General features: G+C 67.3%; 19 protein-coding genes. 1 reads left to right on the top strand and 18 read right to left on the bottom strand.

Annotated features, from left to right (window positions below; translation table 11 throughout):
• Positions 1 to 140: 140 nt before the first annotated feature.
• The 17 genes from ASF54_RS00655 to ASF54_RS00575 all read right to left on the bottom strand — a co-directional run bounded on the left by ASF54_RS00655 (position 141) and on the right by ASF54_RS00575 (position 18,497).
• Entirely contained in the window at positions 141 to 461 is a 321-nt protein-coding gene (locus ASF54_RS00655; RefSeq protein WP_235480896.1) for a YggT family protein, read from the bottom strand.
• Between the two features lie 72 nt (positions 462 to 533).
• Complete coding sequence (locus ASF54_RS00650; RefSeq protein ID WP_055957543.1) at positions 534 to 1,139, bottom strand: cell division protein SepF; 606 nt, start codon at positions 1,137 to 1,139, stop codon at positions 534 to 536.
• A 34-nt stretch (positions 1,140 to 1,173) separates the two neighbouring features.
• Complete coding sequence (locus tag ASF54_RS00645) at positions 1,174 to 1,908, bottom strand: YggS family pyridoxal phosphate-dependent enzyme (RefSeq protein WP_084815846.1); 735 nt, start codon at positions 1,906 to 1,908, stop codon at positions 1,174 to 1,176.
• 3 nt (positions 1,909 to 1,911) lie between these two features.
• Positions 1,912 to 3,063, bottom strand: a complete 1,152-nt coding sequence (gene ftsZ / locus ASF54_RS00640) for a cell division protein FtsZ (protein WP_055957541.1) — start codon at positions 3,061 to 3,063, stop codon at positions 1,912 to 1,914.
• A 192-nt stretch (positions 3,064 to 3,255) separates the two neighbouring features.
• Positions 3,256 to 4,326 (bottom strand): FtsQ-type POTRA domain-containing protein, encoded by a 1,071-nt coding sequence (locus ASF54_RS00635; protein WP_162237083.1) that lies wholly within the window; start codon positions 4,324 to 4,326, stop codon positions 3,256 to 3,258.
• A gap of 25 nt (positions 4,327 to 4,351) precedes the next feature.
• Positions 4,352 to 5,770, bottom strand: coding sequence for a UDP-N-acetylmuramate--L-alanine ligase (gene murC, locus ASF54_RS00630; protein ID WP_055957535.1), 1,419 nt, complete (start codon positions 5,768 to 5,770; stop codon positions 4,352 to 4,354).
• A complete protein-coding gene (locus ASF54_RS00625) occupies positions 5,767 to 6,867 on the bottom strand; it encodes a UDP-N-acetylglucosamine--N-acetylmuramyl-(pentapeptide) pyrophosphoryl-undecaprenol N-acetylglucosamine transferase (RefSeq protein WP_055957532.1) in 1,101 nt (366 codons plus the stop codon). The genes murC and ASF54_RS00625 overlap by 4 nt, the downstream gene beginning before the upstream one ends.
• Positions 6,864 to 8,150, bottom strand: coding sequence for a putative lipid II flippase FtsW (gene ftsW / locus ASF54_RS00620; protein ID WP_084815844.1), 1,287 nt, complete (start codon positions 8,148 to 8,150; stop codon positions 6,864 to 6,866). Before ftsW ends, ASF54_RS00625 begins: the two co-directional genes overlap by 4 nt.
• Positions 8,107 to 9,669, bottom strand: coding sequence for a UDP-N-acetylmuramoyl-L-alanine--D-glutamate ligase (gene murD / locus ASF54_RS00615; RefSeq protein ID WP_055957529.1), 1,563 nt, complete (start codon positions 9,667 to 9,669; stop codon positions 8,107 to 8,109). The genes ftsW and murD overlap by 44 nt, the downstream gene beginning before the upstream one ends.
• Positions 9,669 to 10,760, bottom strand: a complete 1,092-nt coding sequence (gene mraY / locus ASF54_RS00610) for a phospho-N-acetylmuramoyl-pentapeptide-transferase (protein WP_055957525.1) — start codon at positions 10,758 to 10,760, stop codon at positions 9,669 to 9,671. Before mraY ends, murD begins: the two co-directional genes overlap by 1 nt.
• Positions 10,757 to 12,175 carry a UDP-N-acetylmuramoyl-tripeptide--D-alanyl-D-alanine ligase gene (locus tag ASF54_RS00605; RefSeq protein ID WP_055961758.1) on the bottom strand — a complete coding sequence of 473 codons (1,419 nt, stop codon included), beginning with the start codon at positions 12,173 to 12,175 and terminating at the stop codon, positions 10,757 to 10,759. The genes mraY and ASF54_RS00605 overlap by 4 nt, the downstream gene beginning before the upstream one ends.
• A complete protein-coding gene (locus ASF54_RS00600; protein ID WP_055957523.1) occupies positions 12,172 to 13,734 on the bottom strand; it encodes a Mur ligase family protein in 1,563 nt (520 codons plus the stop codon). Before ASF54_RS00600 ends, ASF54_RS00605 begins: the two co-directional genes overlap by 4 nt.
• A 66-nt stretch (positions 13,735 to 13,800) precedes the next feature.
• On the bottom strand, positions 13,801 to 15,582 hold the full coding sequence (locus ASF54_RS00595; RefSeq protein WP_084815843.1) for a peptidoglycan D,D-transpeptidase FtsI family protein: 1,782 nt from the start codon (positions 15,580 to 15,582) through the stop codon (positions 13,801 to 13,803).
• 82 nt (positions 15,583 to 15,664) lie between these two features.
• Positions 15,665 to 16,297 (bottom strand): hypothetical protein, encoded by a 633-nt coding sequence (locus ASF54_RS00590; protein ID WP_055957516.1) that lies wholly within the window; start codon positions 16,295 to 16,297, stop codon positions 15,665 to 15,667.
• Positions 16,294 to 17,247, bottom strand: coding sequence for a 16S rRNA (cytosine(1402)-N(4))-methyltransferase RsmH (gene rsmH, locus ASF54_RS00585; protein ID WP_055957513.1), 954 nt, complete (start codon positions 17,245 to 17,247; stop codon positions 16,294 to 16,296). The genes ASF54_RS00590 and rsmH overlap by 4 nt, the downstream gene beginning before the upstream one ends.
• A 101-nt stretch (positions 17,248 to 17,348) precedes the next feature.
• Positions 17,349 to 17,780, bottom strand: coding sequence for a division/cell wall cluster transcriptional repressor MraZ (mraZ, locus tag ASF54_RS00580; protein WP_055957510.1), 432 nt, complete (start codon positions 17,778 to 17,780; stop codon positions 17,349 to 17,351).
• A 315-nt stretch (positions 17,781 to 18,095) separates the two neighbouring features.
• Positions 18,096 to 18,497 (bottom strand): DUF3040 domain-containing protein, encoded by a 402-nt coding sequence (locus ASF54_RS00575; RefSeq protein WP_055957507.1) that lies wholly within the window; start codon positions 18,495 to 18,497, stop codon positions 18,096 to 18,098.
• Between the two features lie 143 nt (positions 18,498 to 18,640).
• Here ASF54_RS00575 and ASF54_RS00570 point away from each other — a divergent pair, with 143 nt between their 5' ends.
• Positions 18,641 to 19,762 (top strand): polyprenyl synthetase family protein, encoded by a 1,122-nt coding sequence (locus tag ASF54_RS00570; RefSeq protein WP_055957506.1) that lies wholly within the window; start codon positions 18,641 to 18,643, stop codon positions 19,760 to 19,762.
• A gap of 104 nt (positions 19,763 to 19,866) precedes the next feature.
• Here ASF54_RS00570 and ASF54_RS00565 read toward each other — a convergent pair whose 3' ends face one another.
• Entirely contained in the window at positions 19,867 to 20,223 is a 357-nt protein-coding gene (locus tag ASF54_RS00565) for an Rv2175c family DNA-binding protein (protein WP_255410126.1), read from the bottom strand.
• Between the last annotated feature and the right edge of the window lie 81 nt (positions 20,224 to 20,304).

Below are 20,304 nucleotides of genomic sequence, written 5' to 3'. Positions count from 1 at the left end.
GCGTGTTGCCTAACAGACAACGACGCGCGCCGTGAAGACACCGTGCGCCAAAAGCCTACAACGTCAACCGTGTGGTTGACCTGCAGGGTGAGGGTCACGCCGTGTCGCGCTGTCGTGCTGGGCGCCGGAGGGAGGACGGATTACAGCGCTGCGCGGCTCAGGCCGGACGCGACACTCATCAGGATCACGACGGCGAGCATCACGATGCTCCAGCCGAAGTCGAGCGCGACGGCTCCGAGTCGGATCGGAGGCAGGACCCGTCGAATGGCCCGGATGGGTGGATCGGTGACGGTGTACGTCACCTCGGCCAGCACCAGCAGGGGCCCTTTCGGGCGGTACGAGCGACTGACCGACTGGGTCAGATCGAAGATGAAGCGCCCCCACATCAGGAGGAAGAAGATGAGGAGCGCGACATAGGCGATGGTCGCTATCAGGTTGACGATCACGAAACTACCAAGCACACGGGGCGTTCAACTCGCACGGTTCAGGCGCGGGCGCGGCCCGCGGAGGAAGAATCTCGGGGGCAGAAGCCCTCAGGACTGGGCGAAGAAAGACGCCTCGATGTCGGACTCTACCTCAGCCGGATCTCCGCTCACTGCGATGTGCGCGGGCGACAACAGGAACACCTTGTTGGTCACGCGCTCGATCTTGCCGTAGAGACCCTGCGAGAGTCCGCTGGCGAAGTCGACGAGACGACGGGCGTCGCTCTCGGTCATCTGCGACAGGTTGATGATCACGGGGATGCCGTCGCGGAAGCTCGCCGCGATCGACTGCGCGTCTTTGTATTCGCGGGGGTGAACAGTGAGGATTTCGTTCATTTCGGAGGACGCTGCCATTTCGGTGGGGACCACATTCTTGGTCGACGTGGTGCGACGCAGGGGCGTCACGGGAGCGCGATTCGCCGTGGGAGTCGACACCGGCTGAACCGGCGACGTCGCGTCGCGCTTGTGGACCGGCGCGGCCTGCGTGGGGGCAGCCTGGGCTGGTGCCGCGGCCGGAGACGGCGCGGTCTGCTGGCGAGAGGAGGGCTCGGCCTGCGCGGCCCGGGCAGGCGTCTCGGTACGCGACTGGTCGTCGTATTCGAGTTCTTCGTCGGCTAGGCCTAGGTAGATAAGGCTCTTCTTCAGCGGGTTCGCCATGGTGTCCTCCGGTCGCGGATCGTCTGACTCGACATTAACCAGCCACCGGCCGGTTTCCCGTGATTGCCGTGCCTATTCGTAGGTGTGTCGCACCCTCGGCGATGGCGTCGGCGAAGTCGTTCGACATCCCGGCCGAGATCTGGTCCGCATCGGGGGCGATGGCCCGCAGCCGCTCCGAGAGTTCGCGAAGGTGGGCGAAGGCCCGGCGGGGCTCTTCGTCGAGGGGCGCGACAGCCATCACGCCCCGGAGTCGGATGCCGGGCGAGCCGAGGATCCGAGTCACCGCACGTTCGAGATCGGCCTCCGCGACTCCGCCCCGACCCTCGTCTTCGGTCAGGTTGACCTGCACGAACCCGTCGACGACGAGACCGTCGTCGGACGCCAGGGCGTCGATCACTGAGTCGCGGTCGAGCGAGTGCACGGCGTGCGCATACGCTCGCGCCTGGCGAGCCTTCTTCGACTGCAGCTGGCCGACGAAATGCCACCGGAGGCCGTCGAGGTCGGACGTCTCGGCGGCTTTCGCCTGCGCCTCCTGGTGCCGGTTCTCACCGACGTCGCGAACACCCAACGCGTGCAGTTCGCGCACGAGCGACACCGGGTGGAACTTCGTGACGACAATCGTCGTCAATTCGCCGGGGTCGCGAGACGCCGAACGGGCCGCGTCGGCGATGCGTCCGAAGACGTCGTCGACGCGGCCCGAGAGCTCGAGGGAGGGCGCGGCAGCCGCTTCGGCTGCCGCCTCGCCCGGAGACACAGAGTCGTCGGTCACGCTCTACTTCAGGAAGTCCGGTACGTCGAGGTCGTCGTCGCCGTCGTCGAAGACGGGGTCGGACGCCTGCTTGACGGGCTCCGCAGGGCGCTGGTAGCTCGGCACGGTGCCGCTGTCGGCGATCGCGCTGACGCCCGCGACCGTCGTCGTGGCGGGGGCGTCGGTCTCGACGAAGCTCGACCGGCGCTCGGCCGACTTGGTGGTGGGCTCGCCGCCGTCGAAGCCGGCCGCGATCACGGTGACCCGCACCTCGTCACCCAGGGTGTCGTCGATGACGGCACCGAAGATGATGTTGGCCTCGGGGTGCACTGCTTCCTGCACGAGACGCGCCGCGTCGTTGATCTCGAAGATGCCGAGATTCGACCCACCCTGGATCGAGAGGAGGACGCCGTGCGCACCGTCGATGGACGCTTCGAGCAGGGGCGACGCCACTGCGAGCTCAGCGGCCTTGATGGCGCGATCGGCGCCGCGCGAGGAGCCGATACCCATGAGGGCGGATCCTGCGCCCTGCATGACGCTCTTGACGTCGGCGAAGTCGAGGTTGATGAGACCCGGCGTGGTGATGAGGTCGGTGATGCCCTGGACACCCGCGAGGAGCACCTGGTCGGCCGTGCCGAAGGCTTCGACCATCGAGATGCCGCGCTCGGAGATCTCGAGCAGACGGTCGTTCGGCACCACGATGAGGGTGTCGACCTCTTCTTTGAGCTGGGCGACGCCCGCTTCGGCCTGAGCCTGACGGCGTCGACCCTCGAAGCCGAAGGGCTTGGTGACGACACCGATGGTGAGCGCGCCGATGGACTTCGCGATGCGAGCCACGACGGGAGCACCACCGGTGCCGGTGCCGCCGCCCTCGCCCGCGGTGACGAAGACCATGTCGGCCCCGGCCAGGGCCTCTTCGATCTCTTCGGCATGGTCTTCGGCGGCGCGGCGACCCACCTCGGGGTCGGCACCGGCACCGAGACCGCGAGTCAGCTCGCGACCGACGTCGAGCTTGACGTCGGCATCGCTGAGAAGCAGCGCCTGGGCGTCGGTGTTGATCGCGATGAACTCGACTCCGCGGAGCCCGAGCTCGATCATGCGGTTGACGGCGTTGACGCCACCGCCGCCGACACCGACGACCTTGATCACGGCTAGGTAGTTATGGTTCGTTGTCACGTCGGCCTCCGCCTGCAGGAACTGGGTGGTGCTGTCTGGTTGTTGCGGTCTGTATGGTTCTGAGGCCCACAAACCTTCAAGCTTTACTCGAGGGTTAATGTTATGCTCAGTATGCATATCTCGCAGTGCCAAGGTAGGTGCCCCGGCTGGGGGCCGCTCAGATGTGTGCCGCGTGTCGCGGTTTTCTGACCGCTACTTCGTGCGGATGATGCCGTTATCGGGAGCAGAGACGTCGTATTCGACGGCCTGCTCGGGGTCTCTCGCCGTGTGGTCTTTGATGAGCCCCGTCAGAAGCAGCGCCTTCTTCGTCGACTGGTCGGCACTCCCCCAGACAACCGTCTCACCGGTCGTGAGTTTCAGCGTGACGTCGTCGGCCGTCGAAGCTGACACCGAGTTGACTCGCTTGAGCAGTTGCGACGGGAGCGCGAGCAGCACCTCGGCCGTCGAGCGGTACACCTTGCCATCGAGCGCGTCGCCCGCGACCTTGACGACGGGAACGCCCGCGGGGCGCTTCGTCGCCGACGAGATGACGACGCCGGCCGGATCGACGAGCTCGAAGGTCTTGCCGATCTTGACGCTGGCGATCGGCGACCTCTCGGTGATCCGAATCACCAGCGTGTGCGGCGGCATCGTCTCGGTCACGTACGACTCGATCAGTGGAAACTCCGACAGGTCGCTCTTCACCGCCGCGAAGTCGATGAGGGCCAGCGGCTTGCCGATCTGCGAGTCGAGCGACTTCAAGACCGCCTTCTCGTCGACCCGCGACGTGCCCTCGATGGTGATGGTCTGAAGCGAGAGCAGCGGCGAGAAGACGGCGATGGCCACCGACCCGACGAGGGCGACCACCACCGCCGCCGCCGTGATGAGGGCGGCACGACGATGCCGACTGCGACGGGTGAACCGACGCACCTCGACGCGTTCAACGGCACGGCGAGCGGCAGCGGCACGACGAGCGAGTCGCCGGGCGTCGCGGGCTCGATCACGAGCGTCACGGGCGCCGGTCGACGCCGGTGTGATGACCGCAGGATCCGACGGCTCGGCCCCCGACTCCCGGGACGGCCGTGAGGGACGCACCGGCAGAGAGGGAAGCGCCGGAAGCCTCGGCAGGCTGCGCGTCGACTTCTCGGCAGCTGGCGCCGCCTCGTCACCGGGTGCCGTCGCGGAGGCCACGGACGCCTCAGCCGACGCAGCATCGATCTCCGGCTCGGGCGTTGCCTTCGCCTTGGCCACCGGGGTCCGGTCGAACCCCTCGGGACGCTTCACCGCAGCACCGGCGAGGATGCCAGCGTCACGAACGGGCCTCCGTGGGCGTGGGAGTGATCGCCTCCAGGCTCGCGAGGAGCTGCGGCACGATTCGGTACACGTCGCCGCACCCCAGCGTGATGACGAAGTCGCCGTCGCGGGCGATCTCGGCCACACGGTCGGCCGCGCTCTGCCAGTCGGGGACGAAGTCGGCGTGTGCGGGATCCTGGAAGCGTTCGGTCACGAGAGCACCGGTCACACCCGGCTCGGGGTCTTCGCGGGCACCGTAGACGTCGAGCACGACGGTGTGGTCGGCGAGGGCCTCGTACGCCTCGGCGAACTCGCCGGCCATCATGCGGGTGCGGCTGTAGAGGTGCGGCTGGTGGACCGCGATGAGACGGCCGTCGCCGACAACGCTGCGGGCGGCCTGGAGCGCAGCCGCGACCTCGGTGGGGTGGTGGGCGTAGTCGTCGTAGACGCTGACACCGCGGACGGTGCCGTGAAGCTCGAAGCGGCGCTGGGTGCCGCCGAAGATCTCGAGCCCCGAGATGGCTTCTTCGGGCGTGAGTCCGAGACCCACGAGCACGGCGTAGGCGCCGGCGGCGTTCAACGCGTTGTGATGACCCGGCACACTGAGCTGAACGCGTCGGTCGACGCCGTCGTGCCCGAGCGTGAAGGCGACCGGGCCGGAGGAGATGACGTCGGTCACACGCACGTCAGACCCCTCGGCGCGCCCGAACGTGACTACGTGGGCGTGGTCGAGCTTCGCAGTGACCGCGACAGCTCCGGCGTCGTCGCTGGAGATGACGACGGATTCACTCGCCGCCGCGGCGAACGTCACGAAGGCCTCGTCGAATGCCTCCCGCGAGCCGTAGTGGTCGAGGTGGTCGGCGTCGACGTTCGTGATGAGGGCGATGGACGTGTCGTAGAGAAGGAACGACCCGTCGGATTCGTCGGCCTCGATCACGAAGAGGTCGTCGGAGCCGCCCTTCGCGCTCACGCCGAGCGACTGGATGACACCGCCGTTGACGAAGCTCGGGTCGCGACCTGCCTCGAGCAGCGCCGTGATGATCATGCCGGTGGAGGTCGTCTTGCCGTGGGCGCCAGCGACCGAGACGAGCCGCTGCCCTGAGATGAGCCAGGCGAGGGCCTGCGAGCGGTGCAGAACGGGGAGCCCTTTGGCCAGAGCGAGCTGGTATTCGGGGTTGTCCTGCCAGAGGGCACCCGTGACGACGAGGGTGTCGGCGTCTCCGACGTTCTCCGCAGCGTGGCCGATGGCGACTCGAGCCCCGAGCGCGCGAAGGGCCTCGACGTTGGCGCTCTCGCGCGAATCGGAGCCCGAGACGGGGATCCCGGCCGCGAGGAAGACGCGGGCGATCCCGCTCATTCCCGAGCCGCCGATGCCGACGAAGTGGGCTCGGCCGATGGTCTCGGGAAGAGGCTGGGTGAGGTCGGGCTTGATCATGCGCCTGCGATTCGTGAGGAAGTGGATGCCGGTGTCGCCTCGAGGACGAGATCGACGGTGCGGTCGGCTCCGTCGCGGACTCCGACCGATGCAGCTCGGGCTGCCATGTCGGCGATACGCGACCGGTCGAGAAGGAGCGGGACGAGATCGCGTCGCACCCAGGTGGGCGTGAAGTCGGCGTCGCGGACGAGAACGGCGCCGCCGGCCTCGACGACGTCGGTGGCGTTGAAACGCTGCTCGCCGTTGCCGACCGGATAGGGAATCAGCACGGCGGGAAGGCCGAGAGCGGTGAGCTCGGAGACGGTGGCGGATCCTGACCGTGACACGACGAAGTCGGCCGCAGCGAGGGCGAGATCCATGCGGTCGCAGTACTTGAGCAGGTGGTAGTTGCTGAGCGACGTCGACGTCAGCTCGGACTTCTCCCCCGTGATGTGCAAGATCTGCCAGCCCGACCCGATGACGACCTCGGCCGATCGCGAGAGAGTCTCGTTGAGCTTGCGCGCTCCGGTCGAGCCGCCGGTCACGAGCAACGTCGGCAGGTGCGGGTCGAGGCCGAAGAACTGCAGGGCCTCGTTCTTCACCGCCCCCCGGTCGAGATTCTCGATCTCATCGCGGAGGGGCATGCCGACCTGGCGGGAGTGCCGCAGCTTGGTCGACGCGAAGACGACCCCGACGTACTTCGTGAAGAACGCACCGAGAACGTTCGCGATGCCGGGTTTGGCGTTGGCCTCGTGGACGACGATCGGCACGCCGTTACGCCTCGCGGCGAGATAGGCGGGGGCCGCCGCGTAGCCGCCGAATCCGACGACCACGTCGACCGAGTGCTCTTTGAGGATCCGCCGCACACCGCCGATCGAGCCGAGGATCTTGGCGGGAAAACGCAGCGCCGCACCGTTCAACCGCCGGGGAAACGGCAGGCGCGGGACCGTGAGCAGTTCATAGCCCCGAGCCGGCACGAGGCGGGCTTCGAGACCCTCCGCGGTGCCGAGCACGAGGATGGTCGCGCCGGGGTCACGCTGGCGAAGCCGGTCGGCCGTTGCGAGAAGGGGGTTCACATGCCCGGCGGTGCCGCCGCCGGCGAGGAGGTACGTCGTCACCGGAGAGACCCTACCGTCTCGGCGGAGACGCGAACTGGCGTCTCGTCACCCGGTCGACGGTGGAGGAACGACAGGATCACACCGATCGCGACCAGCACGAAGATGAGCGACGAACCACCGGCGCTGATGAGTGGGAGAGGCACCCCGAGTACCGGGAGAAGGCCCAGGACGACCGCGATGTTGACGAGGGCCTGACCGATGATCCAGGTCATGATGCCGCCGGTGACGATCCGGACGAAGGCGTCGTCGGAGCGGCGCAGCACCTTGATGAACGAGACGGCGAGAACGATGAAGAGGCCGAGTACGACGCACGCGCCGATGAGGCCGAGCTCTTCGCCGACGATCGCGAAGATGAAGTCGTTGTCTGCCTCGGGCAGCCACGACCACTTCGCCTTCGAGTTGCCGAGACCGACCCCGAAGACACCGCCCGATGCGAGCGCCCAAAGGCCGTGAGTCGTCTGCCAGCAGGTCGACTGATACGCCTCTTCTGAGCTGCAGCCGGAGAGCCACGCGGCGATGCGATCGGTACGTGAACTCGCTGTGGCCGTGATCACCGGGATGGCGACGGCGAGGAGTGCGAGCGGGACGAGGAAGAACCGGAGCTTGACTCCGGCGATGAAGACGGCAACGGCCACCAGCATGAGCAGGATCAGGGTGGTGCCGAGGTCGCCGCCCTTGAGCACGAGGGCCAGGGCGATCCCGACGACCGGGACCAGCGGCACGAGCAGCTCTTTCCACTCGCCGAGCTTGCGCTCTTTCTTCACCAGAATCATGCCGATCCAGATGGTGAGGGCGAGCTTGAGAAACTCCGACGGCTGGGCGCTGAACGAGCCGAGTCGAATCCAGTTGCGGTTTCCGCCCACCTCGACGCCGAGAGGGGTGAACACCAGCAGCTGCAGGAACATCGACGCGACGAGCAGGTGCCAGGCATAGCGCTGCCAGGCCCAGACGGGCACCCGCGACACCACGAGCATGAGCGGGATGCCGATCGCGGCGAAGATGCCCTGGCGGAGGAAGGCGCCGAAGAAGTCGTGCGTCTCGACGTACTGCTCGACGCTCGACGACGACAGCACCATCACGAGGCCGAAGATGGCGAGGAAGAGGGCCGTGCCGAGGATCACGAAGAACGCGGTCGACTCGGCGGCGAAGAGGCGCCGGACGGCGACGAGAGCCGCCCCGGGCGTCTGGTCGGGTTCGGCCGTGCGGGATCCTTCGCCTGCTGCTTTTCGGGCCGCGCGCTCAGCCCGCAGTCGGCGCGGGAGGCTGGATGGGGTGGTCACCATCGGTGTCTCCTGCCAGGTGGTCGTGGACGGCCCGGGCGAATGCCTCACCGCGGGCGCCGTAGTCGGCGAATTGGTCGAACGATGCCGCAGCCGGGGCGAGCAGGACGGTGTCTCCTGACTCGGCCACCGAAGCCGCAAAGGTCACGGCACGAGGCATCACTCGTTCAGTGTCGGGCTCGTCGACCTCGAAGACGGGTATGCCGGGCGCGTGTCGCGCGAAGGCCTCCCTGAGGATTTGCCGGTCGGCTCCGATCAGCACGGCAGCCTTCACGGTGCGGGACACCTCGTCGACGAGCGGGGCGACATCGACGCCCTTGAAGAGGCCGCCGACGATCCAGACGACGCTGCCCGCCGCCGACAGTGATGCTTTGGCCGCATGCGGGTTGGTCGCCTTGGAGTCGTCGATCCAGGTGATGCCGGAGCGGGACGCGACGACCTCGGAGCGGTGGTGGTCGGCTCGGAACGCGGCGGCGGCGAGATGGATGGCGTCGGGGGCGACCCCCAGGGCGCGAGCGAGCGCGGCAGCGGCCAAGACGTCTTCGACGAGGTGGTCGGCGCCGAGGCCCGACGCCGCGAGCGTGTCGAGCGTGGTCAGCTCGAGCGCCCGGTGGGCCCGATCGTCCAAGAACGCACGGTCGACGAGAAGGTCTTCGACGACGCCGAAGTCGCCGACGGGCGGGGTCGACAGGCCGAAGCCGATGGCGCGGCACCCGTCTTCGACGTCGGCTTCTTGCACCAGGAGTCGAGTCGCGACGTCGGCCCGGTTGTAGACGCATGCGACGACCGTGTTCGCGTAGACCCGGCCCTTCGCTCGGCAATACGCGTCTGCTCCGCCGTGCCACTCGAGGTGGTCGTCTTCGATGTTGAGACAGACACTCGCGATGGGGTGCAGGGCACCCGGCCCCTCGATCGGCAGGTAGTGCAGCTGATGGCTCGAGAGCTCGACCGCGAAGACATCGAACCCCTCGGGCTCACGGACGGCGTCGAGCACCGGCAGCCCGATGTTGCCGCAGGCGGCGACGCTTCGGTCGTCGGCGGCGATCATGGCGGCCGTGAGCTGAGTCGTCGTGGTCTTGCCGTTGGTGCCGGTGATCAGCACCCAGTCGGCGGGCCGACCGGTCTTCGCCCCCAGCACCTTGTCGCGCACGCGCCACGCCAGCTCGACGTCGCCCCAGACGGCCGCTCGGCCCGACAGGGCCCAGACGACCAGCGGGTGATGCGGCGCGAAGCCGGGGCTGACGACGACCACGTCGGCGTCGAACTCGATGAGCTCGGGCGGAGGATCTGACAGGTCTTTCTGCGTCACCAACCGCACGCCGATCACGGGCAGCAGCTGCGCTTGATCGGACGAGTCGTCGGGCGCGACGACCAGCACCTCGGCTCCGAGTTCGGCCAGCGTGTCGGCGGACGAGAAGCCGGAGACCCCGAGGCCGAGCACCGCGACGCGGAGGCCCTTCCAGTCGGCGTGCCAGCTTGTGAGAGCGGCGAGGCGGTCGGCCAGGGGTGTCGTATCGGGCATCAGACCCTGCTGATCCATTCGAGGTAGAAGGTGCCGACGCCGGCTGCGACGAAGAGACCGCCGATGATCCAGAAGCGGACCACCACTGTCACCTCGGCCCACCCTTTGAGCTCGAAGTGGTGGTGCAGCGGGCTCATCAGGAAGATGCGTTTGCCGTGAGTCAGCTTGAAGTAGATCCGCTGGAGGATCACGGAGCCGGTCACGACGAGGAACAGGCCGCCGATGAGCACGAGGAGGAGCTCGGTGCGGCTGAGGATGGCGAGAGCAGCGAGTGCCCCGCCGAGACCGAGCGAACCGGTGTCGCCCAGGAAGATCTGCGCGGGCGAGGTGTTCCACCAGAGGAAGCCGATGAGGCCTCCCGAGATGCAGGCGGCGACCACGGCGAGATCGAGGGGATTCGTCGTGGTGTAGCAGGCGTTCTGCACCGCCTGAGCGCTCGTGCAGAGCTGGTTGTTCTGCCAGAAGCCGATGAAGATGTACGAGCCGATCGCGAGGATCGAGGCGCCCGTCGCGAGACCGTCGAGCCCGTCGGCCACGTTCACGCCGTTCGAGGCCGACGCCGTAATCATGACGACCCAGATGCAGAACAGGATCGCCCCGACCAGCGACCCGGCGAACGCCAGGTCGAGCCAGGGAATATCGCGGACACCCGAGATAAAAGTCGATGCGGGCGTCTGGCCGTTGCGCCCCTTGATCATCAGCGCGAGCACGGCGAAGATGACCGCCACGACGACCTGACCGAGGATCTTCGCCCAGCCGGTCAGCCCGAGACTGCGCTGGTTGCGCACCTTGGTGAAGTCGTCGAGGAACCCGACGAAACCCAGACCGACCATCATCAGCAGCACGAGGAGCCCGCTCGAGGTGAGGCGGTCTCCGCCGACGAGGTGCCCGACGAAGTAGCCGAGCACCGTGCCGAGGATCAGGACGATGCCGCCCATCGTGGCGGTGCCCCGCTTCGTATGGTGCGACTGCGGGCCGTCGCTGCGAATGAACTGGCCCCACCCCAGGTGGTGGAACAGCCGGATGAAGAGCGGCGTGAGCAGCAGAGTGAAGATCAGCGACACCGAGCCGCCGACGAGAAGAGCGATCATGCCGTCACCCCCGCGAGGCGGTCGCCGAGGAACCGGAGACCGGCCGACTTCGACGACTTGACGAGCACGACGTCGCCTTCGCGCTGGTCGGCGCGAAGAGCCTCGTAGGCGGCGTCGATGTCGGGCACGAGCGTCGATTCGCCGCTCCACGAGCCTTCGAGACCCGCGGCCATGTGAACGTGCCGCGCGGCGTCGCCGACGACGACGAGCTTGTGGATGTTGAGGCGCACGATGAGTCGGCCGATCCGGTCGTGCTCCTCTTGCGCGTACTCGCCGAGTTCGGCCATCTCGCCGATGACGGCGACCGACCGCTGGTCGGGGCCGACGATCTGCGCCAGCGTCTTGAGCGCGGCCGCGACGGAGTCGGGACTGGCGTTGTACGCGTCGTTGATCACGGTGATGCCGGAGCCCCCGTCGAGGACCTCCATGCGCCAGCGCTCCGCGCGGGTGACGCCCTCGAGCACGGTGGCAGCTCGGTCGACGTCGAGACCCCATTCGCCGGTGACGGCGAGGGCGGCCAGGGCGTTCATGACGTGGTGCTCGCCCAGAATTCTGAGGGTCACGTTCTTCGTCAGGCCGGGGGCGTTCAGGGTGAAAGCCGTGCCCTCGGCGGTGACGTCGATGTCGGAGGCGCGGTACTCGGCGGAGTCGCCGAATCCGAACGAGACGACGCGGGCCCGGGTGAGGTCGGCCATGGCCGCGACTCGGAAGTCGTCGGTGTTGAGGATCGCGGTGGCGGTGCCCGGCAGGTCGGTGACCATCTCGGACTTCGCCTTCTGCGTCGCCTCGATTCCGCCGAACTCACCGGCGTGAGCGAGGCCCACCTTCAAGACGACGCCCGTGTCGGGGCGGGCGATCGCGACGAGGCGAGCGATTTCGCCCGCGCCGGAGGCACCCATCTCGACCACGAGGAAGCGTGTGTCGTAGTCGACGCGCAGCATGGAGATCGGGGCGCCGACGTGGTTGTTGAACGACCCCTCCGGCGCCACCGTGGGGCCGAGGTCGGACAGGATGGCCCGCAGCATGTTCTTGGTCGACGTCTTGCCGTTCGATCCGGTCACTCCGACAACGCGAAGGGGCTCAGTCGAGGTCTTGGCGGCGCGCACCCTCTGCACGACCGCGGTGGCGAGGGCCGACAGCGCGGCCACTCCGTCGTCGACGAGGATCCGAGGCACCAGCGCCTCGACCTCGCCCTCCGAGATCACGAGGGCTGCGCCGTTCTCGACCGCCTGCGGCACGAAGAGGCGGCCGTCGGTGGACTCGCCGGGCAGCGCGAAGAAGATCGACCCCGGAGTGGCGAGGCGCGAGTCGGTCTCGACCGAGCCGTCGACGACGAGCTGATCGGTCGTCTCGGGCGTGAGAGCCAGGGTGCCACCGACGATCGCGTGGATCTCGGCAAGGGTCAGAGCGATCACTCGGCCCACCCCGCTTCGCGGAGGGCGTCGCGCGCCTCGTCGCGAGCCGAGTAGGGCGTGCGCACGCCCTGGATGTCGCGGTAATCCTGGTGGCCGGGGCCGGCCCAAAGAATCGAGTCGCCCTCCCCCGCCATCGCAACGGCCCGGCGGATGGCCGCCTCCGGCGGGCTCACCTCGTGGATCTCGTGATCGGGGTAGGCCTCGCGAGCCGCGTTGACCAGTGTGGTGCGGATCGACGCCGCGTCTTCGAAACGGGGGTGGTGATCGGTGACGACCAGGATGTCGGATCCTTCTGCCGCGACCCGAGCCATCTCGGGCCGCTTCGTGGTGTCGCGGTCGCCGTCGGCGCCGAACAGCATGATGACTTTGCCGGGGGTGAACCGGCGGACGGCGGCGAGCGTGTTGAGGAACGCGTCGGGGCTGTGACCGAAGTCGACGAAGACGCTCGGGCCGCGGTCGCCGGAGACTCGCTCGGTGCGACCCGGAAGGTACGCGACGATGCCGCCGTCTTCGTCGAGCGACTGGCCGATGGCCTCGAGCTCGAAGCCCGCTTCGACCATCATGACGATGGCGAGGGCGGCGTCGGCCGCCATGTGCCAGCCGATCATGGGCACCCGGGTGACGAGCGAGCGGCCCTCGGGCCCACTCAGACGGAACTCCGTGTAGGCCGCCTGCTCATCGAGCAGTTCGATGGTCCAGTCGGCGTCGCGGTGCTCATCGGTGCCCGCGGGCTTGATGGTGATCGTGGTGACTGGGATCCGGCACGCCTCGACCACGCGCTGCCCGTAGGGGGAGTCGAGGGAGACGACGGCACGCTTGGCGCGATCCGGCTGGAAGAGGGGCAGCTTCGCCTGGAAGTACTCCTCCATGTCGGCGTAGTCGTCGAGGTGGTCGTGGCTGAGGTTGGTGAAGCCGGCGACGTCGAAGACGAGGCCGTCGACGCGGTGTCGGCTGAGGGCCTGGGCGCTCACCTCGACGGCGACGGCTCGCACCTCGCTCTCACGCATCCGGGCAAGGAGCGCATGCATCTCGCTCGCCTCGGGGGTCGTGAGACGGGAGACGACAGTGAGGTCTCCGATGTGGCGCTCGGCAGTCGACGAGAGTCCGGTGACGAGGCCCAGCTGCTTGAGGATGCCCTCAAGAAGGTACGACGTCGAGGTCTTGCCGTTGGTGCCGGTGACGGCGAAGAGGAGCGGCGTCTGCTCGGCGGTGCGGTAGATCCAGGCCGACACGTCGCCGAGGGCTGCACGTGGCGAGTCGACGAGCACGACGGGAAGGCCGGACCCACTGGCGAGCTCGGCTCCGCGGGCGTCGGTCATCAGGGCGACGGCTCCGCCCTCGCGGGCCTTCTCGGCGAACTCGGCGCCGTGGCGGTGAGCGCCGGGCACGCCGACGTAGAGGTCGCCGGGGTGGAGATCGCCGGTCGACAGGGTGACGCCGGTGATCTCGATGCCGTCGAGCGAGCCGATGTGCTCGAGTCCGAATTCGCTGGCCAGTTGGCCGAGCGACCTCGCCGAGGGATGTTCCGGTCGAAGAACCGGGGGGATCCGGGCACTCAAAGAATCCTCATTTCTTGCCTGGTCGTAAGTCGAGCCGGGTGGAAGGGCAACGGGTCGGGTCGCTTCTCACCACGTATCGGGAAGGTTCGTCGCCGGGGTGGTCGACGGCTTGACCCGATAGTTCTCGAGGACCTGGGACATTATCTCGCGGAAGGCGGGTGCCGCCGCGAACGAAGTCTTCAGCGTAGTCGGCTTCGTGAAGGTGACGAGCACGACGTACTGCGGGTTCTCGGCCGGTGCGATACCCGCGACGGAGATGATGTAGTCGCTTCCGTAGCCACCACCGGGTGCGTCGGCGATCTGAGCCGTTCCCGTCTTGGCGGCGACGTTGTAGCCCGAGATCGGTGTCATCCCGGCGAGGGTTCCTTCGGGAATGGTGTTTTCGAGCATGTCGACGACGTCGTTCGCCGCCTTTTCCGAGACAACGCGGGTGCCCTTGGCGCTCGGCGTGTCGGTGACCGTGCCGTCGCTCTGCTTGCATCCCTTGACCAGCGTGACCGGCATGCGCACACCGCCGTTCGCCAGGGTCTGATAGGCACTGGCGATCTGGATGGCGCTCGTGCCGATTCCCTGACCGAACATCGAGTTGATGTTCGTCTGGCTGTCCCAGCTGCTCGGCGTTCCGAGCTGCCCGACGGACTCGCCGTTGAACTTGACCTCGCTCTTCGAGCCGAAGCCGAACTTCTTCAGATAGTCGTAGCGGGTCTGCTTGGAGAGTCTTTCGCCGACCTGGGTGATGCCCACGTTCGACGAGTTGGCCAGAATTCCGGCGAGAGTCAACTGCTCGGTGTCGTGGAACTCGGCGTCGGCGATGCGGCCGCCCCACGGGAAGGTGCGGCTGTACGGCACCGTCTCCTGCGTGGCCGGAGTCGCGACGCCCTGGTCGATAGCGGCGGCCGCGATCAGCGACTTGACGGTCGAGCCGGGCTCATACGAGTCGGTGAACGCCTTCGATCCGAGGTTCGACGTCGACGACCCGTCGACGTTGTTGGGGTCGACGCTGTCGGAGTCGGCCACGGCCAGAAGGGATCCGTCAGACACCTTCATCACGATCGCCGTGCCCGATGTGGCACCGATTGCCTTGACCTGCTCTGCGAGATCCTGCTGCACCTGGTACTGCAGGTACTCGTCGATGGTGGTCTCGAGCACGCCCCCGTCGACCGCCTTCTTCGTCGTCACCGTGCTGCCGGGCAGCTTGACGTTGTCGAGACCCCGCTCGTAGGTCTCGGAGCCGTTCGTCCCGGCGAGGCACTTGTTGTACTCGAGCTCGAGCCCGGCCTGAGCACCGTCGGTGCCCATGAAGCCTGTCAGGTTGCCGGCGACGGCCCCATTCGGATAGGTGCGAGCCGTCGTCCGCTTCGGGTAGATCCAGGAGATGCCGAGCTTCTGGATCTTCTCGTAGGCATCGACGTCGACGCTTCCGACGAGCTTCGCGTAGACGCTCTTCTTGTCGGCGGTGAGCGCCTTCACGATGTCGGAGGCCTTGGCGCCCGTGGCGGCCGCGATCTGATCGGCGGTCTGCGAGAGCGTGTACGTGACCGACTTGCCGCCGACCGTGGTCTTGTAGCCCTTCTGGGCATAGGCCGGAACAGCTGTGATGTCGTAGCGCACGACGGTCTTGGCCAGCACCTTGCCGTTCGTGTCGACGATCGACCCGCGATCGCCGTAGAGGATCGTCGGCACCGAGCGCTTGCCGAGACTCTGCTTGTTGAGCGTCGACGCCTGCACGACCTGGATGTCGACGAGTCGCACCACGAACACCGCCACGAGGGCGAAGATGACGATCGCAGCGATGGTCGTCCGGTGTCGACGATGCCGTGTAGCGGGTGTTGGCCTGGCTGATCTCACGAGAGGTTCCTCACCGCGGCCGCCGACTGGCGGGGCCGCACATCTGGGTCACATGCGAGCCGGTGCTTCAGGCCGCGTGTCGCTAGCGGGTCTCGGGAGCCGCGAGCTGATTCGTGGGCGACGCTACCGAGTCACCGGTCGACTTCGAGGCTGCCGCGCCCGAAGTCGCCGAAGTAGAAGCTGTGGATGTGCCCGACTCCTTCTTCGACGAGGTCTTGTCGGTGGCCTTCTTCGTGACGACCGGTACGCCGTCGAGCAGGCTGTTCGTGATCAGGTTGTCGGAGGTCGCCTTGTCGCTCGCGGCCGGAGTCGGCGTTCCGTAGACGTGGTCGTTCGAGAGGTCGAGGTACACCGGGTTCTGGTTGCGCACCATTCCGAGCGCCGTGGCGTTATTGGCGATGTTCTGGGGCGACGACAGCACACCGAGCTTCTCGGAGTACTTCTGCTGGGTGCGGGCCAGAGACGTCTGCTCGCCCTGCAGCGACGAGATCTGGTAGGCACCGCGGCTCAGCGCGATGCTCAGCCCGAGCTGGGTGAGCAACAGCACGAAGAGCGCCGCAGTCGCGATCAGCGCGTAGACGAGGCGTGGGCGCGACTGACGCTGCGACCTCGACGTGACGATCTCGATGAGCCGGCGCCGCGGCCCGAGATCGGAGAGGACGTCGTGCTCGTCGCGTTCGTCGTCGAGGTGCGCGAGGGCGAGGTTCGTGCTCATGCGTGTCTCCGGATTCGCTCGGCCGCGCGGAGGCGGACGGGGGTCGCTCGGGGGTTGAGGTCTTTCTCCTCATCGGAGGCCAGTTCGGCTCCGCGGACGAGCAGGGAGAACTCGGGCCGGTGCTCGGGCAGTTCGACGGGCAGACCGGCCGGTGCCGTCGATTTCGATCGCACCGCCAGCTCGCGCTTGACCAGGCGGTCTTCGAGCGACTGGTACGACAGCACGACGATGCGACCGCCCACACCGATGCGGTCGAGTGCGGTCGGAAGTGCCGACTCGAGGGACGCCAGCTCGGCGTTGACCTCCACCCGAAGGGCCTGGAACACCCTCTTGGCGGGGTGGCCGGCTCGGCTCAGGGCGGCGGGAGTGGCCTCTTGAAGCAGGTCGACGAGTTCGCCGCTGCGCACAAGAGGCTTTTGCTCACGGCGCTCGACGATGAAGCGCGCGTACCGCGGGGCGAGCTTCTCCTCGCCGTACTGATAGAAGATGCGCCGTAGCTCCGCCTCGGAGTAGGTCGCGAGAACAGTCTCGGCGGTGACGCCCTGAGTGGGATCCATCCGCATGTCGAGGGGGGCGTCTTTCGAATACGAGAACCCGCGGTCTACGCGGTCGAGTTGGAGCGACGAGACGCCGAGGTCGAACAGGACGCCCTCCACCTCGTCGATGCCCAGGTCGTCGAGAGCACGGCCGATGCCGTCGTATTCGGTGTGAACGAGCTTCGCCCGCTCGCCGAACGCGGCAAGTCGCTCCCCCGCCAACGCCAGGGCCTCGGTGTCGCGATCGAGCCCGACAAGCGTGAGGCCCGGAAAGCGCGTGAGCATTGCGTGTGAGTGGCCGCCCATTCCGAGCGTCGTGTCGACGACAACGGCACCGGGCTTTTCGAGGGCCGGGGCGAGCAGGTCGAGCGATCGCTCGAGAAGCACGGGGGTGTGGATTTGTTCATCTGCCATGGTGACCGGCTCTGGATCCTTGGGCCCTGATCCCCATCCATCCCACCTGGCACCGGGGAAGGTGTGCCAGGGGTGGACGGCTGGGAGTCAGGGCCGAAGGGTCAGAAGACGCCGGGGATCACCTCCTCCGTGGTGTCGGAGAAGTGCGCTTCTTGCTCGGTGTAGTAGGTGTTCCAGGCCTCGGTGGCCCAGATCTCAGCCCGATTGCCCGCGCCGATCACCGTGAGGTCGCGGCCGAGGCCGGCGTACTCGCGGAGGTTCGCCGGGATCGTCACGCGGTGCTGCTTGTCGGGGATCTCGTCGGAGGCACCCGAGAGGAACAGCCGCAGATAGTCGCGCGCCTGCTTGCTCGTGATCGGCGCCTTACGGATCTGCGTGTGAACGTCTTCGAACTCGCGCTGGCTGAACACGTAGACGCAGCGCTCCTGCCCGCGCGTCATGACCAGGCCTGAGGCCAGCTCGTCGCGGTACTTGGCAGGAAGGATGATGCGGCCTTTCTCGTCGAGACGGGGCGCATAGGTGCCGAGGAACATGCCACCACCCCCACTCGCCCGCCGTTTCCTCCACTTTACTCCACGCTCCCCCACCAATTCGAGCTTTTGCCCCAAAGAGGGGGTTTCTGGGAATAAAAAGGCCCACGAACACAAGGATCCGTGGTGTGGAGGAAAAGGGAGCGTTTTTGGCTCGAATGGGAGGTTTCGCCGCACGAGATGGCGCGTTCGACGTTGTTTCGCCGCATTCTCGGCACATACGGCCATCTCGCGACCATCGATGGAAGGCCTGAGGGCACAAAAAGAGCCGACCCGAAGGTCGGCTCTCTTTATCGAAATGGTGTTACGCGGACGCGCTCAACGCTCGTCGGGGTTCTGGCGGCGTTCCCACCGCTGGTTGAGGCGGTCCATCATGCTTCCGCCCGAGGACCCTTTGGCACGACCGGATCCACCGGTGGAGGACGAGGGAGGAACCGGGGCGGGACCGAGGTTTCCGCGGCGACGCGGCGGGGCGATCGCGAAGAGCGCGCCCGCGAGGAGGAGAACGAAACCCGCGACGCCAATGAGAGGCTGACGGAAGGCGACACCGGCGACGATGACGGCGATACCCGCGAGAGCCCCAAGGATTCCGACAACGACCAGCGTGTAACTCGGGCGCCCTCGCCGCGAGTTCATGGTGGTGACGAAATCGGAGTCGTTGTTATAGAGGCTTCGCTCCATCTCTTCGAGCAGCCGCTGCTCCTGTTCGGAAAGAGGCATCTTGGTTCCCTTCAAAAGCTGTGCCCACTCACTAGAAGGGAGGGAACGGATTCCGCCTTCTGCGGTGGCCGGCTACGCCTGAGATTCACGCGTACCGACTAACTACGAATCTTACGACCGCCCCCTGTGGTTAGGCTAGGCGCGTGGCTGAGAGTACGCGGTTAGTAGACGTCGTTCAAGAGCGGATCGACACCTTCCTCGAGGGGCAGCGACCGCATCTCGCCGCCATCGGATCCGACCTCGACCCGCTTGCCCGATTCTCGGCTGACCTCCTCCACGGCGGTAAGCGCTTCCGGGCCCTCTTCTGTTACTGGGGCTGGCAGTCCGTCGCGGGTCTTGACACTGCAGACGATCCCCTCGCCCCCGCCCCCGGTGCGGACCGCCTGGCGACAGTCATCACCGCGTCGGCCGGCTTGGAGTTCTTCCACGCTGCCGCCCTGGTTCACGACGACATCATGGACAACTCCGACACCCGTCGCGGTCGTCCCGCCGCGCATCGACGTTTCGAATCACTGCACCGAGACGAATCCTGGCTTGGCGACGCCGCCTCATTCGGAACCAACTCGGCACTCCTCTTCGGCGATCTGCTCCTCTCCTGGAGCGACGAGCTCGTCTCCGACGCATTCGACTCGCTTCCCTCCCGCGACGCCGCGAAGGGCGCGCGGCGCGAGTTCAACCGCATGCGCACCGAGGTCACTGCGGGCCAGTACCTCGACATCCTCGAAGAGAGCGCGTGGCGGAGCGTCGACGACGAGATGCTCCTGGGCCGTGCGCAGCGGGTCATCGTCTACAAGTCGGCTAAGTACTCGATCGAGGCGCCCCTCACCATCGGCGCGGCCATGGCGGGCGGAACACCCGACCAGCTCGAGGCCCTCCGCCGCTTCGGGCTCCCCCTCGGCATCGCCTACCAGCTCCGCGACGATCTCCTCGGCGTCTTCGGCGACCCGTCCGTCACCGGAAAACCCGCGGGCGACGATCTGCGCGAAGGAAAGCGCACGGTGCTGATAGCGACCGCTCGCGAGAACCTGCCGCCGAGCGCCGTCCGGCTTCTCGACGAGCTCCTGGGCGACGCCGACCTCGACGATGACCAGATCGCGATGCTCCAGGCGACGATCCGCGAGTCGGGTGCTGTCGACGCGATCGAGGAGTCGATCGCCGATCAGGTGTCGAAGGCGCGACAGGCAATCGACGCTGCTCCGCTCGCTCCGAGCGCCCGGGCCCAGCTGTCGCAGCTGGCCGAGACGGTGACGGCTCGTACGGCGTAGTGCCCGGATCCTGGGCTGTCGTTTCTTCAGCACGACCACGGGATGGGCTCTGCATCGGGCGAAGCCCGGCTGCCACTCCTTCTCAGCGTCGCTGACCTACGCCTTTACAGCAGGGATTGCGCGACGCGCCGCACCTCGGCCTTGCGCCCCGCCTGCAGCGCGGCGACGGGCGACGTGCCGAGCGATTCTTCGTCGGAGAGCATCCAGTCGAGCGATTCGTCGTCGCTGAAGTGGTTGTCGTGGAGCACGGTCAGGGTGCCGCGCAGTTCGTGCATCGGCTCGCCGTCGACGATGAACAGCGCTGGGATCTTGCGGACTCCGTCGACGTAGGCGGCTACGAGCACCCGCTCGTCGAGCATGCGTCGCACGCGGCTCGCGGTCGTGCCGAGTCGGTCTGCGGCGTCGGGAAGGGTCAACCAGGTGATGTCGGAGAACCAGGGGCGCGTCGAGATGTCTGTCACTCGATAACTGTGCCACGGACTGCGTCGCGTGTCGTACTCCCCCGGTTTGGGGCCTCGATCACTCCAGTCACACCAGCCTCG

It is taken from the genome of Frondihabitans sp. Leaf304, assembly GCF_001423105.1.
Lineage (GTDB): Bacteria > Actinomycetota > Actinomycetes > Actinomycetales > Microbacteriaceae > Frondihabitans.
Note: the sequence above shows the minus strand (reverse complement) of the source record. Positions and strands in the feature narration are given on the sequence as shown.

Excerpts from the sequence above, each read along its gene's own strand:
- ASF54_RS00650 (WP_055957543.1), bottom strand. The coding sequence starts at position 1,139 with ATGGCGAACCCGCTGAAGAAGAGCCTTATCTACCTAGGCCTAGCCGAC.
- rsmH (WP_055957513.1), bottom strand. The coding sequence starts at position 17,247 with ATGGCAGATGAACAAATCCACACCCCCGTGCTTCTCGAGCGATCGCTC.
- ASF54_RS00575 (WP_055957507.1), bottom strand. The coding sequence starts at position 18,497 with ATGCCTCTTTCCGAACAGGAGCAGCGGCTGCTCGAAGAGATGGAGCGA.
- mraZ (WP_055957510.1), bottom strand. The coding sequence starts at position 17,780 with ATGTTCCTCGGCACCTATGCGCCCCGTCTCGACGAGAAAGGCCGCATC.
- murC (WP_055957535.1), bottom strand. The coding sequence starts at position 5,770 with ATGATCAAGCCCGACCTCACCCAGCCTCTTCCCGAGACCATCGGCCGA.
- ftsW (WP_084815844.1), bottom strand. The coding sequence starts at position 8,150 with ATGGTGACCACCCCATCCAGCCTCCCGCGCCGACTGCGGGCTGAGCGC.
- ASF54_RS00590 (WP_055957516.1), bottom strand. The coding sequence starts at position 16,297 with ATGAGCACGAACCTCGCCCTCGCGCACCTCGACGACGAACGCGACGAG.
- murD (WP_055957529.1), bottom strand. The coding sequence starts at position 9,669 with ATGCCCGATACGACACCCCTGGCCGACCGCCTCGCCGCTCTCACAAGC.
- mraY (WP_055957525.1), bottom strand. The coding sequence starts at position 10,760 with ATGATCGCTCTTCTCGTCGGCGGCTCGGTGTCGCTGATCTTCACTCTG.